General features: G+C 70.9%; 11 protein-coding genes and 2 pseudogenes. 3 read left to right on the top strand and 10 right to left on the bottom strand.

The features are described from left to right. From AB8Z36_RS10775 to penM, 9 genes and pseudogenes are all read right to left on the bottom strand, one after another. Positions 1-521: pseudogene (locus AB8Z36_RS10775) on the bottom strand (hypothetical protein); the annotation flags it as partial. Between the two features lie 122 nt (positions 522-643). Then, positions 644-1,783: a flavodoxin-dependent (E)-4-hydroxy-3-methylbut-2-enyl-diphosphate synthase gene (gene ispG / locus AB8Z36_RS10770; protein ID WP_369213009.1), complete on the bottom strand. Its 1,140-nt coding sequence runs from the start codon at positions 1,781-1,783 to the stop codon at positions 644-646. A 74-nt stretch (positions 1,784-1,857) separates the two neighbouring features. Then, positions 1,858-2,871 (bottom strand): polyprenyl synthetase family protein, encoded by a 1,014-nt coding sequence (locus AB8Z36_RS10765; RefSeq protein ID WP_369213008.1) that lies wholly within the window; start codon positions 2,869-2,871, stop codon positions 1,858-1,860. After that, entirely contained in the window at positions 2,868-3,767 is a 900-nt protein-coding gene (gene ptlD, locus AB8Z36_RS10760) for a neopentalenolactone/pentalenolactone F synthase (protein WP_369213007.1), read from the bottom strand. The genes AB8Z36_RS10765 and ptlD overlap by 4 nt, the downstream gene beginning before the upstream one ends. A gap of 35 nt (positions 3,768-3,802) precedes the next feature. Further along, positions 3,803-5,557: a neopentalenolactone/pentalenolactone D synthase gene (gene ptlE, locus AB8Z36_RS10755; protein WP_369213010.1), complete on the bottom strand. Its 1,755-nt coding sequence runs from the start codon at positions 5,555-5,557 to the stop codon at positions 3,803-3,805. 17 nt (positions 5,558-5,574) lie between these two features. Next, a complete protein-coding gene (gene ptlF / locus AB8Z36_RS10750) occupies positions 5,575-6,378 on the bottom strand; it encodes a 1-deoxy-11-beta-hydroxypentalenate dehydrogenase (RefSeq protein WP_369213006.1) in 804 nt (267 codons plus the stop codon). 165 nt (positions 6,379-6,543) lie between these two features. Further along, positions 6,544-7,998, bottom strand: coding sequence for an MFS transporter (locus tag AB8Z36_RS10745; RefSeq protein ID WP_369213005.1), 1,455 nt, complete (start codon positions 7,996-7,998; stop codon positions 6,544-6,546). A 69-nt stretch (positions 7,999-8,067) separates the two neighbouring features. Beyond that, positions 8,068-8,919 carry a 1-deoxypentalenic acid 11-beta-hydroxylase gene (gene ptlH, locus AB8Z36_RS10740; protein ID WP_369213004.1) on the bottom strand — a complete coding sequence of 284 codons (852 nt, stop codon included), beginning with the start codon at positions 8,917-8,919 and terminating at the stop codon, positions 8,068-8,070. Positions 8,920-9,186: 267 nt separating this feature from the next. After that, the gene (penM, locus tag AB8Z36_RS10735) at positions 9,187-10,383 is read right to left on the bottom strand and encodes a pentalenolactone synthase (RefSeq protein ID WP_369213003.1); all 1,197 of its coding nucleotides are present in this window, start codon (positions 10,381-10,383) and stop codon (positions 9,187-9,189) included. 552 nt (positions 10,384-10,935) lie between these two features. Here penM and AB8Z36_RS10730 point away from each other — a divergent pair. Next, the gene (locus tag AB8Z36_RS10730) at positions 10,936-11,358 is read left to right on the top strand and encodes an ATP-binding protein (RefSeq protein ID WP_369213002.1); all 423 of its coding nucleotides are present in this window, start codon (positions 10,936-10,938) and stop codon (positions 11,356-11,358) included. On the opposite strand, the pseudogene AB8Z36_RS10725 reads toward AB8Z36_RS10730, so the two are convergent. After that, a pseudogene (locus tag AB8Z36_RS10725) lies at positions 11,355-12,323 on the bottom strand (MerR family transcriptional regulator). The gene AB8Z36_RS10730 and the pseudogene AB8Z36_RS10725 sit on opposite strands and share 4 nt — an antisense overlap. Positions 12,324-12,599: 276 nt before the next feature. Between AB8Z36_RS10725 and AB8Z36_RS10720 the strand changes: the two are divergent. Both AB8Z36_RS10720 and AB8Z36_RS10715 read left to right on the top strand, forming a co-directional pair. Continuing rightward, positions 12,600-13,943, top strand: a complete 1,344-nt coding sequence (locus tag AB8Z36_RS10720; protein ID WP_369213001.1) for an MFS transporter — start codon at positions 12,600-12,602, stop codon at positions 13,941-13,943. 45 nt (positions 13,944-13,988) lie between these two features. Further along, positions 13,989-15,115: ROK family protein (locus AB8Z36_RS10715; RefSeq protein WP_369213000.1), on the top strand; the 1,127-nt coding region annotated here is incomplete at its 3' end.

Genomic DNA, 15,115 nt, shown 5'->3' with positions numbered 1-15,115 from the left:
CACCCGCACCCACACCCCGACCGGCCCCCCCCCCCCCCCCCCCCCCCGTGACGATGTGGGGGTGGGTGCGTGGCCGCGCTCGGATGTGCGGCGGCGCTCACGGAGCCCTCCCACAGCGCGAGGGACATCCGCTGTCCGGCGTCCGCCCAGGCGGGCGGTGTCCGTACGACCAGGTGAAGCGGCGACGCGGCGGCACGCCGGTAGCGCGCCAGGGAGAGGGTGAGGCCGGGCCGGAGCCGCCCGTCGGGGGCGATCCGGGGCATGTGCCAGCGCAGCAGATCGGGCGCGAGGCGGCGCAGATCAGCGCGGAGGAGGTCGAGGAGTTCGGTGCCGTGGCGGTCGCGGACGGCGCGTGGATCGAGGTCGACGTCGACACGGGCGGCGGCACAGGCCCCCGCCCAGTCACCGACCGTACGTCGTGCGGTCGCGGTCTCGATCATGGACGGTGGCACGGCGTACTGACGTACGCGCTGCCACATCTGGAGGTGGGGCGGGATCTCGTGCGCGAAGTGATGTGCCATCAGCACTCACCTTGCGCGGACGAGTCCCCCGTTCCGTACGAGGAGGAATTCATCATCGGCGGCATCGTAACCACACGCGTGTCGATCTGTCAGCCGAGTTGCGCCGCGGGCCGCGTGCTCGCTCAGCCAGGTACGGCCGCCGTCTCCTCGTCCTCGCGCATCAGCTCGGCGAGTCTGAACGCCTCCTCGATGAGTGTCTCGACGATCTTCGACTCCGGTACGGTCCTGACGACCTCGCCCTTGACGAAGATCTGCCCCTTGCCGTTGCCCGACGCGACACCGAGGTCCGCTTCCCTGGCCTCCCCGGGGCCGTTCACCACACACCCCATGACGGCCACGCGCAGCGGGATGTCCATGCCCTTCAGTCCGGCCGTCACCTCTTCGGCCAGCTTGTACACGTCGACCTGCGCGCGTCCGCAGGACGGGCACGACACGATCTCCAGTCCACGCTGCTTGAGGTTCAGGGACTCCAGGATCTGCAGACCCACCTTCACCTCCTCGGCGGGCGGTGCGCTCAGCGAGACGCGGATGGTGTCGCCGATGCCCCGGGACAGCAGCGCGCCGAAGGCGACGGCCGACTTGATGGTGCCCTGGAAGGCGGGGCCCGCCTCCGTCACGCCGAGGTGCAGCGGGTAGTCGCATCGCTCGGCGAGCTGCCGGTACGCCTCGATCATCACGACGGGGTCGTTGTGCTTGACGGAGATCTTGATGTCCCGGAAGTCGTGCTCCTCGAAGAGCGACGCCTCCCACAGCGCGCTCTCGACCAGCGCCTCGGGGGTCGCCCTGCCGTACTTCTTCAGCAGACGGCGGTCGAGCGAGCCCGCGTTGACCCCGATGCGGATGGGGGTGCCGCGGTCCTTGGCGGCGCGTGCGATCTCGCGGACCTTGTCGTCGAACTGCTTGATGTTGCCCGGGTTGACGCGGACGGCGGCGCAGCCCGCCTCGATGGCGGCGAAGACGTACTTCGGCTGGAAGTGGATGTCCGCGATCACCGGGATCTGCGACTTGCGCGCGATCGTCGGCAGGGCGTCGGCGTCGTCCTGGGTGGGGCAGGCGACGCGGACGATCTGGCAGCCGGACGCGGTGAGTTCGGCGATCTGCTGGAGCGTCGCGCCGATGTCGGAGGTGCGGGTCGTGGTCATGGACTGGACCGAGACCGGGGCGTCACCGCCCACGGGTACCGTCCCCACGTGGATCTGGCGGCTGGTGCGTCGCGGGGCCAGTCTCGGCGGCACCGTCGGCACTCCAAGAGCGACAGGCATGGGTGTTCCGTTCCTCAAGAGGGGCGCCGCCGGATGTCGGCGAAGCCGTGGGCAATGGGGCGGCGGCGCCGGGCTCAGACCTCGCGGTCGACGATGAACCGTCCGAGCGCGAGGAGTTCGCTCCGCGCCCCGGGGTCGAGCTCGGTGTCGCGCAGCGCGTCCTCGGCCAGCGCGGTCCGCCGGGTGGCCTCGGCCAGCGCCCAGTCGCGGCTTCCGGAGTCCTCGATCAGTGCCGCCACGCGCCGCAGTTCCGCCTCGTCGGGTTCGCCGGGGGTGGCGAGCCAGGAGGACAGCTCGTCGCTGAGCGGTCCATCCTGGTTCAGGGCGTGGCTGACCGGCAGGGACTTCTTGCGGGAGCGCAGATCGGAGTGGACCGGTTTGCCGGTGACGGCCGGGTCGCCCCAGATGCCGAGCAGGTCGTCGACGAGCTGGAAGGCCAGGCCGAGCCGGTCGCCGTAGCGTGCCAGGGCGTCCACCGTCGCCTCGGGTGCCCCGGCGAGGACGGCGCCGATGGCGGCGCTGGCCGAGAGGAGCGCGCCGGTCTTGCCCGCGGTCATGTCGACGCACTCCTCGACGGTGACGTGCGCGCGCCGCTCGAAGGACAGGTCCTGGACCTGGCCGCGGATGAGCTGGCGGGTGGTGCGGGCCAGCAGCCGCGCGGCGGGCGCCGCCGTCGGAAGACCGCTGTCGAGGAGCACCTCCTGGGCGAGCGCCAGCATCGCGTCACCGGTCAGGATGGCGCTGTCGGGCCCCCACAGTTTCCATACCGTGTGCCGGTGGCGGCGCTTCTCGTCGCCGTCCATCAGATCGTCGTGCAGCAGGGAGAAGTTGTGCACGAGCTCCACGGCGACGGCGCCGGGCAGGGCGATCTCCGGCGGAGCGCCGACCGCCTCGGCCGAGAGCAGCGCGAGCGCCGGCCGTACGGCCTTGCCCGCGTCGGCGCTGGTGGGCATGCCCGCGGCGGTGATCCAGCCGAAGTGGTAGGCCGCCTGGTGGCGTGAGCGGTGGTCGAGCCGGTCGACGGCGGCGCGCAGCGCCGGGGTGACCGTGACCCGGCCGTGGCTGAGGCAGGCGGGTGCGGTGCTCATGCGGGCACCTCCGCGCGCCAGGGTTCGGTGGGGTCGTCGAAGATGCTGACGACCTGGCGCATGATGCGCCGTTCGGCCGGGTCGAAGGCCTGCTTGGCGTGGATGGTGCCGAGCTGGTCCCACATGACGATGTCGCCGGGCCGCCAGGTGTGGGCGTAGGTGTGTTCGGGCCTGCCCGCGTGCGCGAGGAGTTCGTCGAGCAGCTTGCGGCTGGCGTCGGGGGCGAGGTCGACGACGCGTTTGGTGTTCAGGCTGCTGACGTAGACCGACTGGCGGCCGGTGCGCGGGTTGCGGGCGATCAGCGGGTGGATGGTCGAGGTGCCGTCCTCGGGCTGGATCGGCGCGGTGTTCTCGCCGAGGGACACCTCGCCCTGGAGCTCCTCCTCGATGGTCTCCTCATAGCCGGTGCGCAGGGCGTGGCGGACCCGGTAGGAGTGCAGACGCCCGCGCTCCTCGGGCGACAGGGACTCGTACAGGGCGTACATGTCGGTGAAGAGGGTCTCTCCGCCGCCGGAGGAGGGCACTTCCATGGCTTCGAGGAAGCCGATCTGGGAGACCCGGGGGCGGAAGGAGTAGTCGGTGTGCCAGCCCATCCACTCGGCGTCGCCGACCCCGATCTTGCGGCCGTCCTCCACCAGGTTGGAGACGATCAGAATCTCGTTGTGATCGGGGTGGGCGCCGCTGGTCAGGCCGGTTTTCGGGATGTGGCCGAAGTGTCGTCCGAAGGCCAGGAACTCCTCGTGGGTGGGGGTGTCGTGGCCTCGGAAGACGAGGACGAGGTGCTCGTCGAGCGCCGCCCGGATCTCCTCGGTCGTGGCCTCGTCCAGGTCGCCGGTGACACGGGCGCCGTGCACGACGGCGCCGAGAGCGGCACCGGGTATCGGCGTCAAGTCCATGGCGTTTCCGCCTTTCGGGTACGGGGTTGGGGTGATCAGCGCAGTTCGAGGCCGGCGAGGTCGCCCGCGTCGCGCCAGCGCCTGAGGATGTTCACGAACTCCACGGAGCCGCCGCCGTAGCTGGAGTTGAGCAGGGGCATGCCGCCCGGGTTCCCCTCGTTGTTGTAGAGGCCGGGGGTGCAGTTCTCCAGGAAGCTCAAGTCGTTGGCGGCGAGCCGGAGGATCTCCTCGACCCACTCCTTCTCTCCTGCCTCGGAGGCCTCCACGATCCGGTGGCCGCGCTCCTCGACGGACTTGACGATGTGTGCGAGGTGGCGGGTCTGCTCGCCCAGCATGTAGGCGATGTTGACGTGCCGGCCGGCCTGGATCTTGGAGAGGATGAAGCAGTTGGGGAAGCCGTTCACCTGGAGGCCGTGCAGCGTGTGCGCACCGTCCGCCCACTTCTGCGACAGCCTGACTCCGCCGCGCCCGACGATGTCGTAACCGGCGCGGTCGGTGTAGGGGACGGCGAACTCGTGCTCGTAGCCGGTGGCGAAGATGAGGCAGTCCACCGGGTACTCCCGGCCGCCCGCGACGACCCCGGCCGGGGTGAGCCGTTCCACGCCCTGCCCCTGGGTGTCGACCAGGGTCACGTTGGGCCGGTTGAAGGTCTGGAGGTAGCCGTCGTGGAAGCAGGGCCGCTTGCAGTACACGCGGTAGTACGGCTTGAGGGCGTCGGCGGTCGCGGGGTCGGTGACGATGCTGTCGATGCGGGCGCGCAACTCCTCCATCTTGAGGAAGTCCGCCCGCTCGGCCGCGAGGGCCCGTTCCTTCGGGTCTCCCCCGGTGTCTCCGGTGGGCAGGATCGCGGCGGCCAGCTTGGCCGTGGTCTGCGTCCAGCGGTCCTGGACCAGGTCCTCGTCCTGCGGGAGGCCGGAGGTCAGCGCGTGGAAGTTCTCCATGCGGCGCTGCTGCCAGCCCGGTTCGAGGTGGTCGGCGAAGTCGGGCGGGGTGGGCCGGTTGCCTCGCACGTCGACCGTGGCCGGGGTGCGCTGGAAGAGCACGAGCTGCTCGGCCCACTCGGCGAGGTGGGGGGTCAGCTGGATGGTCGTCGACCCGGTGCCGATGACACCGACCTTCTTGTCCTTCAGCCCCGTCAGATGGCCGGTGCTGTCGCCGCCGGTGTAGTCGAAGTCCCAGCGGCTGGCGTGGAAGGAGTGCCCGGCGAACGTCTCAAGGCCGGGCAGTCCGGGGAGTTTGGGGCGGTGCATCAGTCCGATCGACATGGCGACGTACCGGGCCCGGATCAGATCGCCGCGGTCGGTGCTGACCAGCCAGTGACCGGCGGCCTCGTCCCAGCGCAGCTCGGTGACCGCGGTCTGGAAGAGGGCGTCGCGGTAGAGGTCGTACTTGCGGGCGATCCGCTGGAGGTGGGCGAAGATCTCGGGTCCGGTGGAGTACTTCTCGGTGGGTATCGTGCCGGTCTCTTCGAGCAGCGGCATGTAGATGTAGCTCTCGACGTCGCACCGGACGCCGGGGAAGCGGTTCCAGTACCAGGTGCCGCCGACGTCACCGGCCTCGTCGATCAGCCGGATGCGGTCGAGGCCGGTCTCCTCGCGCAGGTGGGCGCCGGTCAGCAGGCCGCCGATACCGGCGCCGACGATGGCGACGTCCACCTCGTCGGTGAGCGGTTCGCGCTCCTGGCGCTCGGTGTAGGGGTCGCGCGCGTAGCGGCTGAAGTCGCCGCGCGCGAACTGGTAGGTGCGTCCGACGCCGCGCTTGTCGCGCTCCTGCCGGTACTTCTCCCGCACCGCTTCCAGATCGATGGTCACTGTTTCTTCGCTACGGTCGTCGCCTTCGGCGCGGGCCACAGCTCCTCCTCGGGGGAAGGGGGCGAAAGGGAGACATGACGCGTCACGTCGTCGAACTGCTCGCGCAGCCGCGGCGGGGCGTCGGGGTTGCTGAAGAGGTAGAAGCGGTCGGAGCCGAGGGCGTCCCAGACGAGCCCGGCGACGTGTTCGGCGCTCACCGAGGTGGCACCGCCCGCGCCGCGCGGGGCCGTGAGGCCCTGGACCATGGGTGTGTCGACCCGGCCGGGGCAGAGCACCGACACCTTGATCCCGGTGTCCCGCAGATCGGCGCGCAGGCTGCGGGCGACGGCGAGGTCGGCGTGCTTGGAGGCGGCGTAGGCGGCGCTGCCCGCGCCGACGACGAAGGCGGACATCGAGGCGGTGTGGATCAGGTGGGCGGGCCTGCGGCGCTCCAGGAGGCGGGGGACGAAGGCGCGGGCGATCAGGACGTGCGCCCAGTGGTTCACCTCGAAGACCTGCCGCATCTGCTCCAGCGGCACCTCCCAGAGGGGCAGGCCCACGGGGCCGAGGACCCCGGCGTTGTTGCACACCACGTCGATGTCACCGAGCCGGTCGAACGCCGTGTCCGCGAGGTGCCGGACGGCGTCGGGGTCGGTCAGGTCGGCGGTCACGGCGGTGACCCGCGCGCCCGCCGCGGTGAGTGCGGCGGCCTCGCGGTGCAGGGACTCGCCCTCGATGTCCGCCATGACCACGGCGGCACCGGCCCGTGCGAAGCGGGCGCTGAGGGCGCGGCCGATGCCACTGGCCGCGCCGGTCACCACGGCCGTACGGGCCTGGAAGTGAGCCGGTCCTTCGGGTCGGTGCGCTGGTCCGTTCGGTGGGTGCACTTGGCTGTCTCCGCTTCTGCGCGCGGGTACGCCGAAGGACGGCGCGCCGGTGCCGGTGAGAAGGTCTGGATCAGAGCGCGCCGTCCTGGGGGCGCGATGTCAGCGGGGGTCGGGGAGTTTCAGACTGATCACGAAGACGATCACTGAGAGACATCCCAGGAGGGCGAGGACGAGTACGGCCGCCGACGAGGTCGACAGCGAGTCGGCCAGGGAGATGTAGAGCGACCCGCCGACCGTCGCGCCCAGCGCGGTCGCCATCTGCTGGCTGGTCACCAGCACACCGCTGCCCATACCGGCCTGCGCGGGGGGTACGTCGGCGAGGATCATCCGGAACAGCGTCGGGCCGATCAGGGCCGCGCCCGCGCCGAAGAGGCCGATCCCGAGCAGGACGAGCGTCAGGGAGGGGTGCGGCCAGCCGAGACGGATCACCAGGGCGAGGAGCAGCACGCCCGTGCCCTGGATGACGGCGCCCAGGGTGACGATCCGGCCGCCGAGGGCCGCCGAGATCTTCGGGGTGAACTGCGCGACGGCGAAGAAGGCGACGGCGAACGGTGCGAGGCCTCCGCCGGATTCGAGTCCGTCGAAGCCGAAGTGGCCCTGCGCGACCAGGGCGTAGACGAACAGGAAGGCGCCGAAGCTCGCCGAGAACGGCACCATCGCGGCCAGCCCCCTGCGCATCCCCGGGTGGGAGAGCACCGTGGGGGACAGCAGCGGTGAGCCGCCCCGCGCCTCAAGACGGCGCTCGGTGCGCATCAGCGCCAGCGCTCCCGCCGCGGCGACCGCGAGGAGCGACCACAGCCACAGCGGCCAGCCGAGGTCGGGGCCCGCCACGACCACGGCCAGGACACAGACCATGGTGACGCCGAACAGGCCGGTGCCCAGCGGGTCGAAGCCCGGCTTGGTGCCGGCCTTGCTCCCGGGGACGCGCCGGACGGCGAGGAGCGCGGCCACGCCGATGGGCACATTGATCGCGAAGACCGCCCGCCAGCCCATCCCCGCGACGTCGAGGGAGACGAGGAGTCCGCCCAGGATCTGCCCGATGACCATGCCGAGGGCCGCGGTCGCGCCGTACATGCCGATCGCGCGGGCGCGCGCCTGGCCCTCGGTGACCGCCTGGATGGTCGCGAGCACCTGCGGTACGAGCATGGCGGCGGCGGCGCCTTGCAGCAGCCGGGCGGTGACGAGGAACTCGATGCTCGGGGCGAGCCCGCACAGCGCCGAGGTGAGGGTGAACGCCGCGAGTCCGTAGGCGTACAGGCGCCGTCTGCCGAAGGCGTCGCCGAGGCGTCCGCCGAGGACCAGGCCGAGGGCGTAGGTGAGGCCGTAGCCCGACACCACCAGTTCCAGGGCGGCGGCGCCGCCGTGGAGGTCGTCGCTGATGGAGTTCAGCGCCACATTGACGATGGAGGCGTCCACGATGGACAGGGCGTATCCGGTGAGCACCACCACGAGGGCGATGCCGCTGAGCCCCGCGGCGGCCGGTGGTGCGCCGGCCGGGGACTCCGGTGCCGCGTTGGGCCCCTTCAGAGGGGGGAGGCCCTCGCGATTCGTCATGCGCTGCCTATCCAGGAGTGTGTTCGTACGGTTGGGCGGGTGCGGTGGCTGACCGCGGGGGTGCCTCGGTCACTCGGTGGTGGTGGGCGTACCGGTGATCTTCGACATGATTCCCTTGGAGGCGTCCTTGGCGGACTCCGGCCAGGGGGTGAGGGCGTTGAACCCGCGGTGCGAGGAGGCGGGCTGGATACGGGTGTCCATCGACATCCGCATGCCGGGCGGGTTCACCGAGACGTTCGGTATGGACTTGTGGCACGTGTAGGCGTGGAAGAGGATCACGTCGCCCGGCTCCATGGGCGAGAAGAGCAGGTGCTCGTCCGCGCCGAACTCCTCGGCGGGGACGCCGCGTACGGCGTGGCCGAAGCGGCGGAAGTTCTCGGTGACGACGTGCTCGCGCGGGCCCTTCTTGTGGCTGCCGTCGGCGATGGCGACGCCGCCTATGCCCTCACTGGTGGGGAGCAGCGGCAGCCAGGCGGTGCGGAAGTCCTTGTTGGGGCCGATGTAGAAGCCGTCCTGGTGCAGCGGTGTCAGGAAGCTGGGCTCCGCGGTGTCCGGGGCTGAGGGGTAGTAGCGGATCGTCGTCGACTTGAAGACGAAGACGGGCTCGCCGAAGACCTTCTCCCAGACCTTGAGGCTGGTGGGGTGGTTCCACAGCTCGTCGTACTTGACGTAGTCGTGCATCGCCACCTCGTCGACCGCCTCGTAGGAGTCGATGGTGAGGGTGTCGAGCGTGGTGCCCGGAGCGGCGTGGCCGAGTGCGATCAGGCCCTCAAGCATCTGCTCGGCGGCGGTGCGCACCAGGTCACGGTCCAGGGCGCCGCGCAGATAGAGGTAGCCGTGCTCTTCGTAGAACCGGTCGAGGGCTTCACGGTCGTCGAGAAGAGGCGTGCAGTCGACGTAGTCGCTGAAAGTGTCCGTCATGGTTCCTTGTCCTCGTGACGTCTGTGCGTGGGAGGAGCGTCAAACATCCGGGCGGGGTCGGCGGGCTGCCATGGCGCCGCGTGGGGCGGAGGGCACCGTCACAGGTGCGCCTCGCACCGGGCGGACCACGGACGCTGGAGCGCCGTTGCTCCTGGGGTCGATGTTGCGCAGAGCGATCGAACAAGAGCTTATATAAATCAGCAATACATTTCTAGGGCGCCCCCGAGGTGACCCCCGGGAGCGCCTGGGCCGCGCCGGAACAGTCCGCTAGAAGGTGACGGGGATCTCGTCGAAGCCGCCGGTGATCCGGTGCTCCTGCCAGTGCAACGACCCCTCGGGCACGGCGAGTTGCAGGTCGGGCAGCTTGCGGAAGAGCCGCTCGAACACGGCGGTCAGCTCGATGCGGGCGAGCACACGGCCGATGCAGTGCCGGGTGCCGTACCCGAAGGCCATGTGCGACCGGGGCTTCTCGCGGGTCAGGTCGAAGACGTCGGGGTCGGGGAACGCCCGGCCGTCGATGTTGGCCGCGCCGATGGCCAGCATCACCGCGTCCCCGGTCCGGATCACCGTGTCGCCGACGGTGATGTCGTCGTGCGCGTAGCGCGGTATCAGCGCGTTGGACCCCTTGCCGCCCACCGCGAGGCGCAGGACCTCCTCGACCGCGGCCGGGGCGAGCTCGGGCTTGTCGGCCAGCAGGGCGCGCTGCTCGGGATTGCGCAGCAGCAGAAGGACGCCGAGGTCGATGCGGACGATGGTGGTCTCATAGCCGAACAGCAGTACGGCGTTGCCCAGTTGGGCGATGTAGGCGTCCGAAAGGGTGCCGTCCCTCTCGGCGATCAGCTCGGACAGGATGTCATCGCCGGGCTCGACCCGCTTGCGCGCCACGAGTTCGGTCATGTAGTCCACGACCTGCTGGAAGGTGTTCGCCGAGTGCTGGGCGTCCCGCTGGTCGAACGTGCCCCTCGCCCACTGCCCGAACGTCTCCCGGTCGGCCAGCGGCACACCGAGCAGATCGCAGACCGTCATGGTCGGCAACGGGAACGACAAGGCCTGGTGCAGGTCGGCCGGTTGCGGACCGGCGGCCAGCTCGTCGAGCAGCTCGTCCACGTGGCGCTCGACCCGGGTCTTCATCAGCCGCATCCGGCGCGTGGCGAACCGGGGCACGAGCAGCTCGCGGAGCTGGGGGTGGTGGGTGGCCTCGGTCTCGTAGTCGTGCCCGGCCATCAGCGCCATCATGGTGGCGCGTGCCGTGCTCTTGGCCGAGGGCTCGGGGCTGGGGTTGCTGAGCCCGAGCCTGCGGTCGGCGAGCAGGGCCTTCACCTCGTCGTAGCGGGTGACCAGCCAGGCGTCTTCACCGGCGGTCCACACCCTGGCGATCGGCCCCTCCTGCTGGAGTGCGCGCATCTCGGGGGCAATGCCGATCACGGACGGGTTATCGAACGGTAACGTCGGGAGTGCGTTCATGCGGGCACGATCACATGCGTAGGTGTCCATGTCAATATGGCCAATTCGGGAACGACTACGGGCAATGCGCCGACGAGTCGCCTCCTTGCGCGGACGCACCCGCACCCGAATCATGGACGCCTTTCGACATCATTTCGGGCACCGACCCGGCGGCGTTTCCCGGCAATTGCCCATTCCCCGCAACGACGGCCATGAGCGCTCGCGCACCGGCTCCCGACCACCCAACAAACACACCGGAGCACGATGCATGCCCTCTACACGAACAAACCTTCCGGTCACCCTGGAATCCGCCATACGCTTTCCTGCACGGGCCCCGATAACCCGACGGACTGCGGTGTCGCGACCGGCCAGAATTATGACCACCATTCCACTTGCCACGACGGATCGCTTTCAGCGGTGAAGGCCGATTGCTCCTAGCGTGACGGTCGAATACCGGGACGGCGGGCACACCGTGTGGGCCCGGCCGGAGACTCCCTGGCCGGGCCCACACGGTGTGCCCGCCGCATTGCTGGGCACTGGGACATGTACGCCACGAGAATCGGAGGAGGGTTGATGGAGGAACAAGTTTCGCTGACCGCCGTGGGCTGGGCGCGCTCGCTGCCGACGAGCAGCGGGGTGAAGGCGGCCCGTGACTGGACCCGTGAGCATCTGCGGTCGCTGCACTGGTACACGACGGCGCCCGACGTCGTGGACGCCGTCCTGCTGACCGTGTCCGAGCTGGTCACCAACGCCCATGTGCACGCCGGCGACGACGCCCAGCTCATCCTCACCTGGGACCACGAGTGTCTCCATGTGACCGTGCACGACCCGGACCCCGACCTGCCGGAGCCGCGCGAACCCTCGGACAGCGCCCTGGGCGGACGCGGCCTCATGCTGGTCGATGCCGTCGCCGATGACTGGCAGGTCAGGCCCTGCTCCAAGGGCAAGGACGTCATCGCCTGCTTCCAGCCCCCCGCCGCTCACTCCGCCCGCTAACACTCCAGGACGTCGGCGACCACACAGCTGATGTTGTCGGGGCCGCCCACTCCGTTGGCCAGGGCGATGAGTTCTTCCGGGCGTCGTGCAGGCGCATGTCCGGTTTGCTGCGGGCCCCTTGGCCCAGAGCCCGCACCAGCAGGGCACGCTCGGGATGCGAGACGGCTTCCGCCGGGCTGAGCCGTCCCTCGTCGACCAGCGACTGGACCATGGTGTGGTCGTGGGTGATCTGGAACATCTACCCCTCGCGCAGGAGATAGACGCGGGAGTCACCGATGTGAACCAGGGCGAGCTGCGATCCTGTCCAGAGCAGCACGGTGAGGGTCGTGCCGGTGTCCTCGGCCGCCGGTTCCGCTCCCCGCGACGGCGTGCACGGCCTGGTCGGCCCGGTCGATGACGTCCTGGAGCGCGTTGAGGAGACCGCCCGCGGGGACGGCGTCGGATTCGAGGTGCTTGAGCGCGTCGACGGCCGCCGCGCTGGCGGACGCGCCCTGGCTCCCGCAGCCGTCGGCAACGGCGAACAGCCGCGTTCCGGCGTAGACGGTGTCCTGGTTGCTCGCGCGGACGAGGCCCTTGTCGGACAGGGCTGCATGCCGGATCGACAGGGAGCCTGCGGTCGGAGTCATGGCGGGGTCCTTCCGTGCCAGATGGTCGACGAGGAAGGTGGCGAGATCCCGCCGCGCTGCGGTGTCGGCCTCGACCTGGGACCAGTAGGCGCGGACCTCCTGGGCCGCCGGGCCCGCCTCCAGTGCGCAGATGTGCCGGATGCGGGTCAGTGGCATGCCGAGCCGTCTGAGCCAGGCCACGAGCCGGGCCTTGTCCAACTGGCCCGGGGCGTACAGGCGGTAGCCCGTCACCGGGTCGACGCGGGCCGGGGGCAGCAGGCCGAGTTCGTCGTAGGGGCGCAGTGCCTTCGGTGACAGCCGGGACGCCTTCGCGAACGCCCCGATGGTCAGCAGCCCCATGCTCGCCCCTCCTCGTGCCGGGCCCCTCGCCCGGCACCACCGATGCTGCGGGCTCCCCCAGGGTGAAGGTCAATCAGGGGCCCGCCGCGCGCGGCTCTCCCCGCCGCGTGGCGCTGACGTTACGGATGTTGCGCACGTATGGCGATCCGCGCGGGACCCCTTGACGGATCGCCCGTCGACTTATTTTCTTTCTGCACGTAACTAAGTCGCACCGAGGGAGACACCCATGCTCCGCGCCGCCCTCCGCCGGATTCCACGAAGGACTGTGACGTCCCCATGACCAGCCTCTCCGCCCCGCCCGCCGCACCGGCGGCGGGACTCTCCCCGCGGCGTGCCCGGTTCACCCGGCGCTGGACCCCGCGCCTGGTGGCGTTCGGTGAGTTCATCGACGGCTACGACTTACTCGTGATGGGCGCGGCCCTGCTCTTCCTCAAGCCCGCCTTCGACCTGACGAGCCTGCAGGTCGGCTGGCTCAGCGCCATCGCCTTCATCGGCGCGGCCGTTGGGCTCGTCGTCTTCGGTGATCTGTCCGACCGCTTCGGACGCAAGGTCATCTTCGTCATCAACCTGGTGTTCTTCGTGGCCGCCTCCCTCGCGGCGGCCTTCGTCACCGAGGTGTGGCAGCTCATGATCGCCCGGTTTCTGATCGGGGTGGCGGTCGGCATGGACATCCCGACCTCGCACGCCTTCCTCACCGAGATCGCGCCGAAGCAGAAGCGCGGCCGGATCGCCGGGTCGCTGCCCAACATGATGTGGCTGTGCGGCGCGATCACCAGTGTGCTCGTCGCACTCGCGCTGCGCGACATCGCGGGCGAGAACACCTGGCGCTGGATGTTCGGGCTCGCCGCCGTCCCGGCCCTCGCCGTGCTGATCGCCCGCCAGTTCCTGCCCGAGTCGCCGCGCTGGCTGCGGGCCCAGGGACGGCACGAGGAGGCCGCCCGGGTCTTCGAGACCCTCGGCGTCGAGGAGCCGAAGGCCGCACCCGCCCCGGAGAGGCGCGAGTTGCGCAAGCTGCTGCGCGGCGGTGCCGGACGCAAGCTGGTTGTCGTGGCCGCCTTCTTCGCCTTCAACAACTTCGGCGGCGCCGTCGCCACCGTCGCGGCCCCCGTGGTGATGACCGCCGCCGGGATCGGCGCCGGACACACCCTGTACTTCTCGCTCGCCGGATACACCGCCGGTCTGGCCGCAGTCCTCGCGGGCGCCCTCGTCATCGACCGCGTCAACCGCCGTACCCTGGGCCTGTGGACCTGCCTCGGGGTGTTCCTCGCGGGGCTCGGCATCGCCTTCCTCGGCGACACGAGCGACGGAGCACTGCTCGCCTTCTACGTCTGCTACTCCCTGCTGACCTGGTTCGGACCCGGCGTACTGTCCTGGGTGTGGTCGTCCGAGGCGTTCCCGACCCAGCTGCGCGGTGTGGGATCCGGCATCGCACAGGGTGCCGGGCGCCTGATGGCCGCGCTCAACGTGACCCTCATACCGACCATGCTCGACCACTTCGGTCTGACGACCGTCGCCGTGGCGGCCTGCGCCTACATGGTGTGCGCGGCGCTGGTCGCCGCCTCGCCGTTCCTGGCCACCACCGGCAAGGAACTCGAAGAGGTCGACGCCACCCCCGTATGACGCACCGTCCGCCGGAAGAACAGCAGCACAAGGGAGTCGTACGCCGTGACCGACCACCGTCGGCCCCAGGGACTGCGCCGCGCCAACACCGCGGCCGTCCTGCGCGCCGTCCTCGACACCGGTCCCCTGCCCCGCGCCGACCTGGCCGACCGGCTCGGCCTCGCGGCGGGCACGGTCAGCCGGATCGTCGCCCCCGCCGTCACCGCGGGACTCCTGCGCGAACTGCCCGCGCTGAGCGGGGGCGGCGGACGGCCACGGGTCCCGGTGGACCTGGTCCGCGGGGCCCGGTACGCGGTCGGACTCCACCTGGGCCGCCGGCGCACGACGGCGGGCCTGGTGGATCTGCGGGGCGGTGTGGCGGCGGTGCGGGTGCACGAGCGCGGGCCGCTGGAGCCCGCCGGACTCGTCGCGGGCGCCGCCGACGTGGTGCGCGACCTGCTCAAGGACGCGGGTGACGTGCCCGTACTCGGGATCGGCGCCGCCACCGTCGGCTGGGTCGACCCGGGCACCGGCACCGTCGTCGACAACGAGGCGCTCGGCTGGCACGACGTCCCCCTGCGCGCGCTGCTCACCGACGCCACCGGACTGCCCACCGTGGTGGACTCCCAGGCCCGCGCGCAGGCCACCGCCGAACTGTGGTTCGGCGACGCGCACGGCGACGAGGCCGCCTCCGTGCACCTGTTCACCGGCAATGTCATCGACGCGGCGTTCGCCCTGGGCCGCCGCGTGCACACCGGGGCCCGCTCGGCGGCGGGCCGCATCGGCCACCTGCCCGTCCTCGACGTCCGCGCCGCCCGCGACGCCCCCGACGGCGATTCCGGTGGCTCCTCGCCCGCCTGCTCCTGCGGCCGGGCCGGGGTGCTCCAGGCCGTCGCCACGGACCTCGCGGTGACGGCGGAGGCGGTCCGGCGCGGGATCGTGACGCCGGACGCCGACTTCACGGACGTGGTGGCCGCGGCGCTCGCCGGAGACGGCCCCGCCGACACCCTGCTGCGCGAGCGCGCCCGGTACATCGGCGCCGCCGTCGCTCATCTCGTCGACGTCTTCGACCCCGACACCGTCGTCCTGTCCGGCGGCATGCTCGCCGTGCCCGCACATCTCGACGAGGTGCGCGCGGAGGCCGTGCGACGGATCGGCGGCGGCTGGGACCCCGAGCGCGTTCGCCTCACCAC

Source organism: Streptomyces flavofungini, assembly GCF_041028215.1.
GTDB classification, from domain to species: domain Bacteria; phylum Actinomycetota; class Actinomycetes; order Streptomycetales; family Streptomycetaceae; genus Streptomyces; species Streptomyces flavofungini_B.
This window is presented reverse-complemented; position numbering and strand designations above follow the sequence as displayed.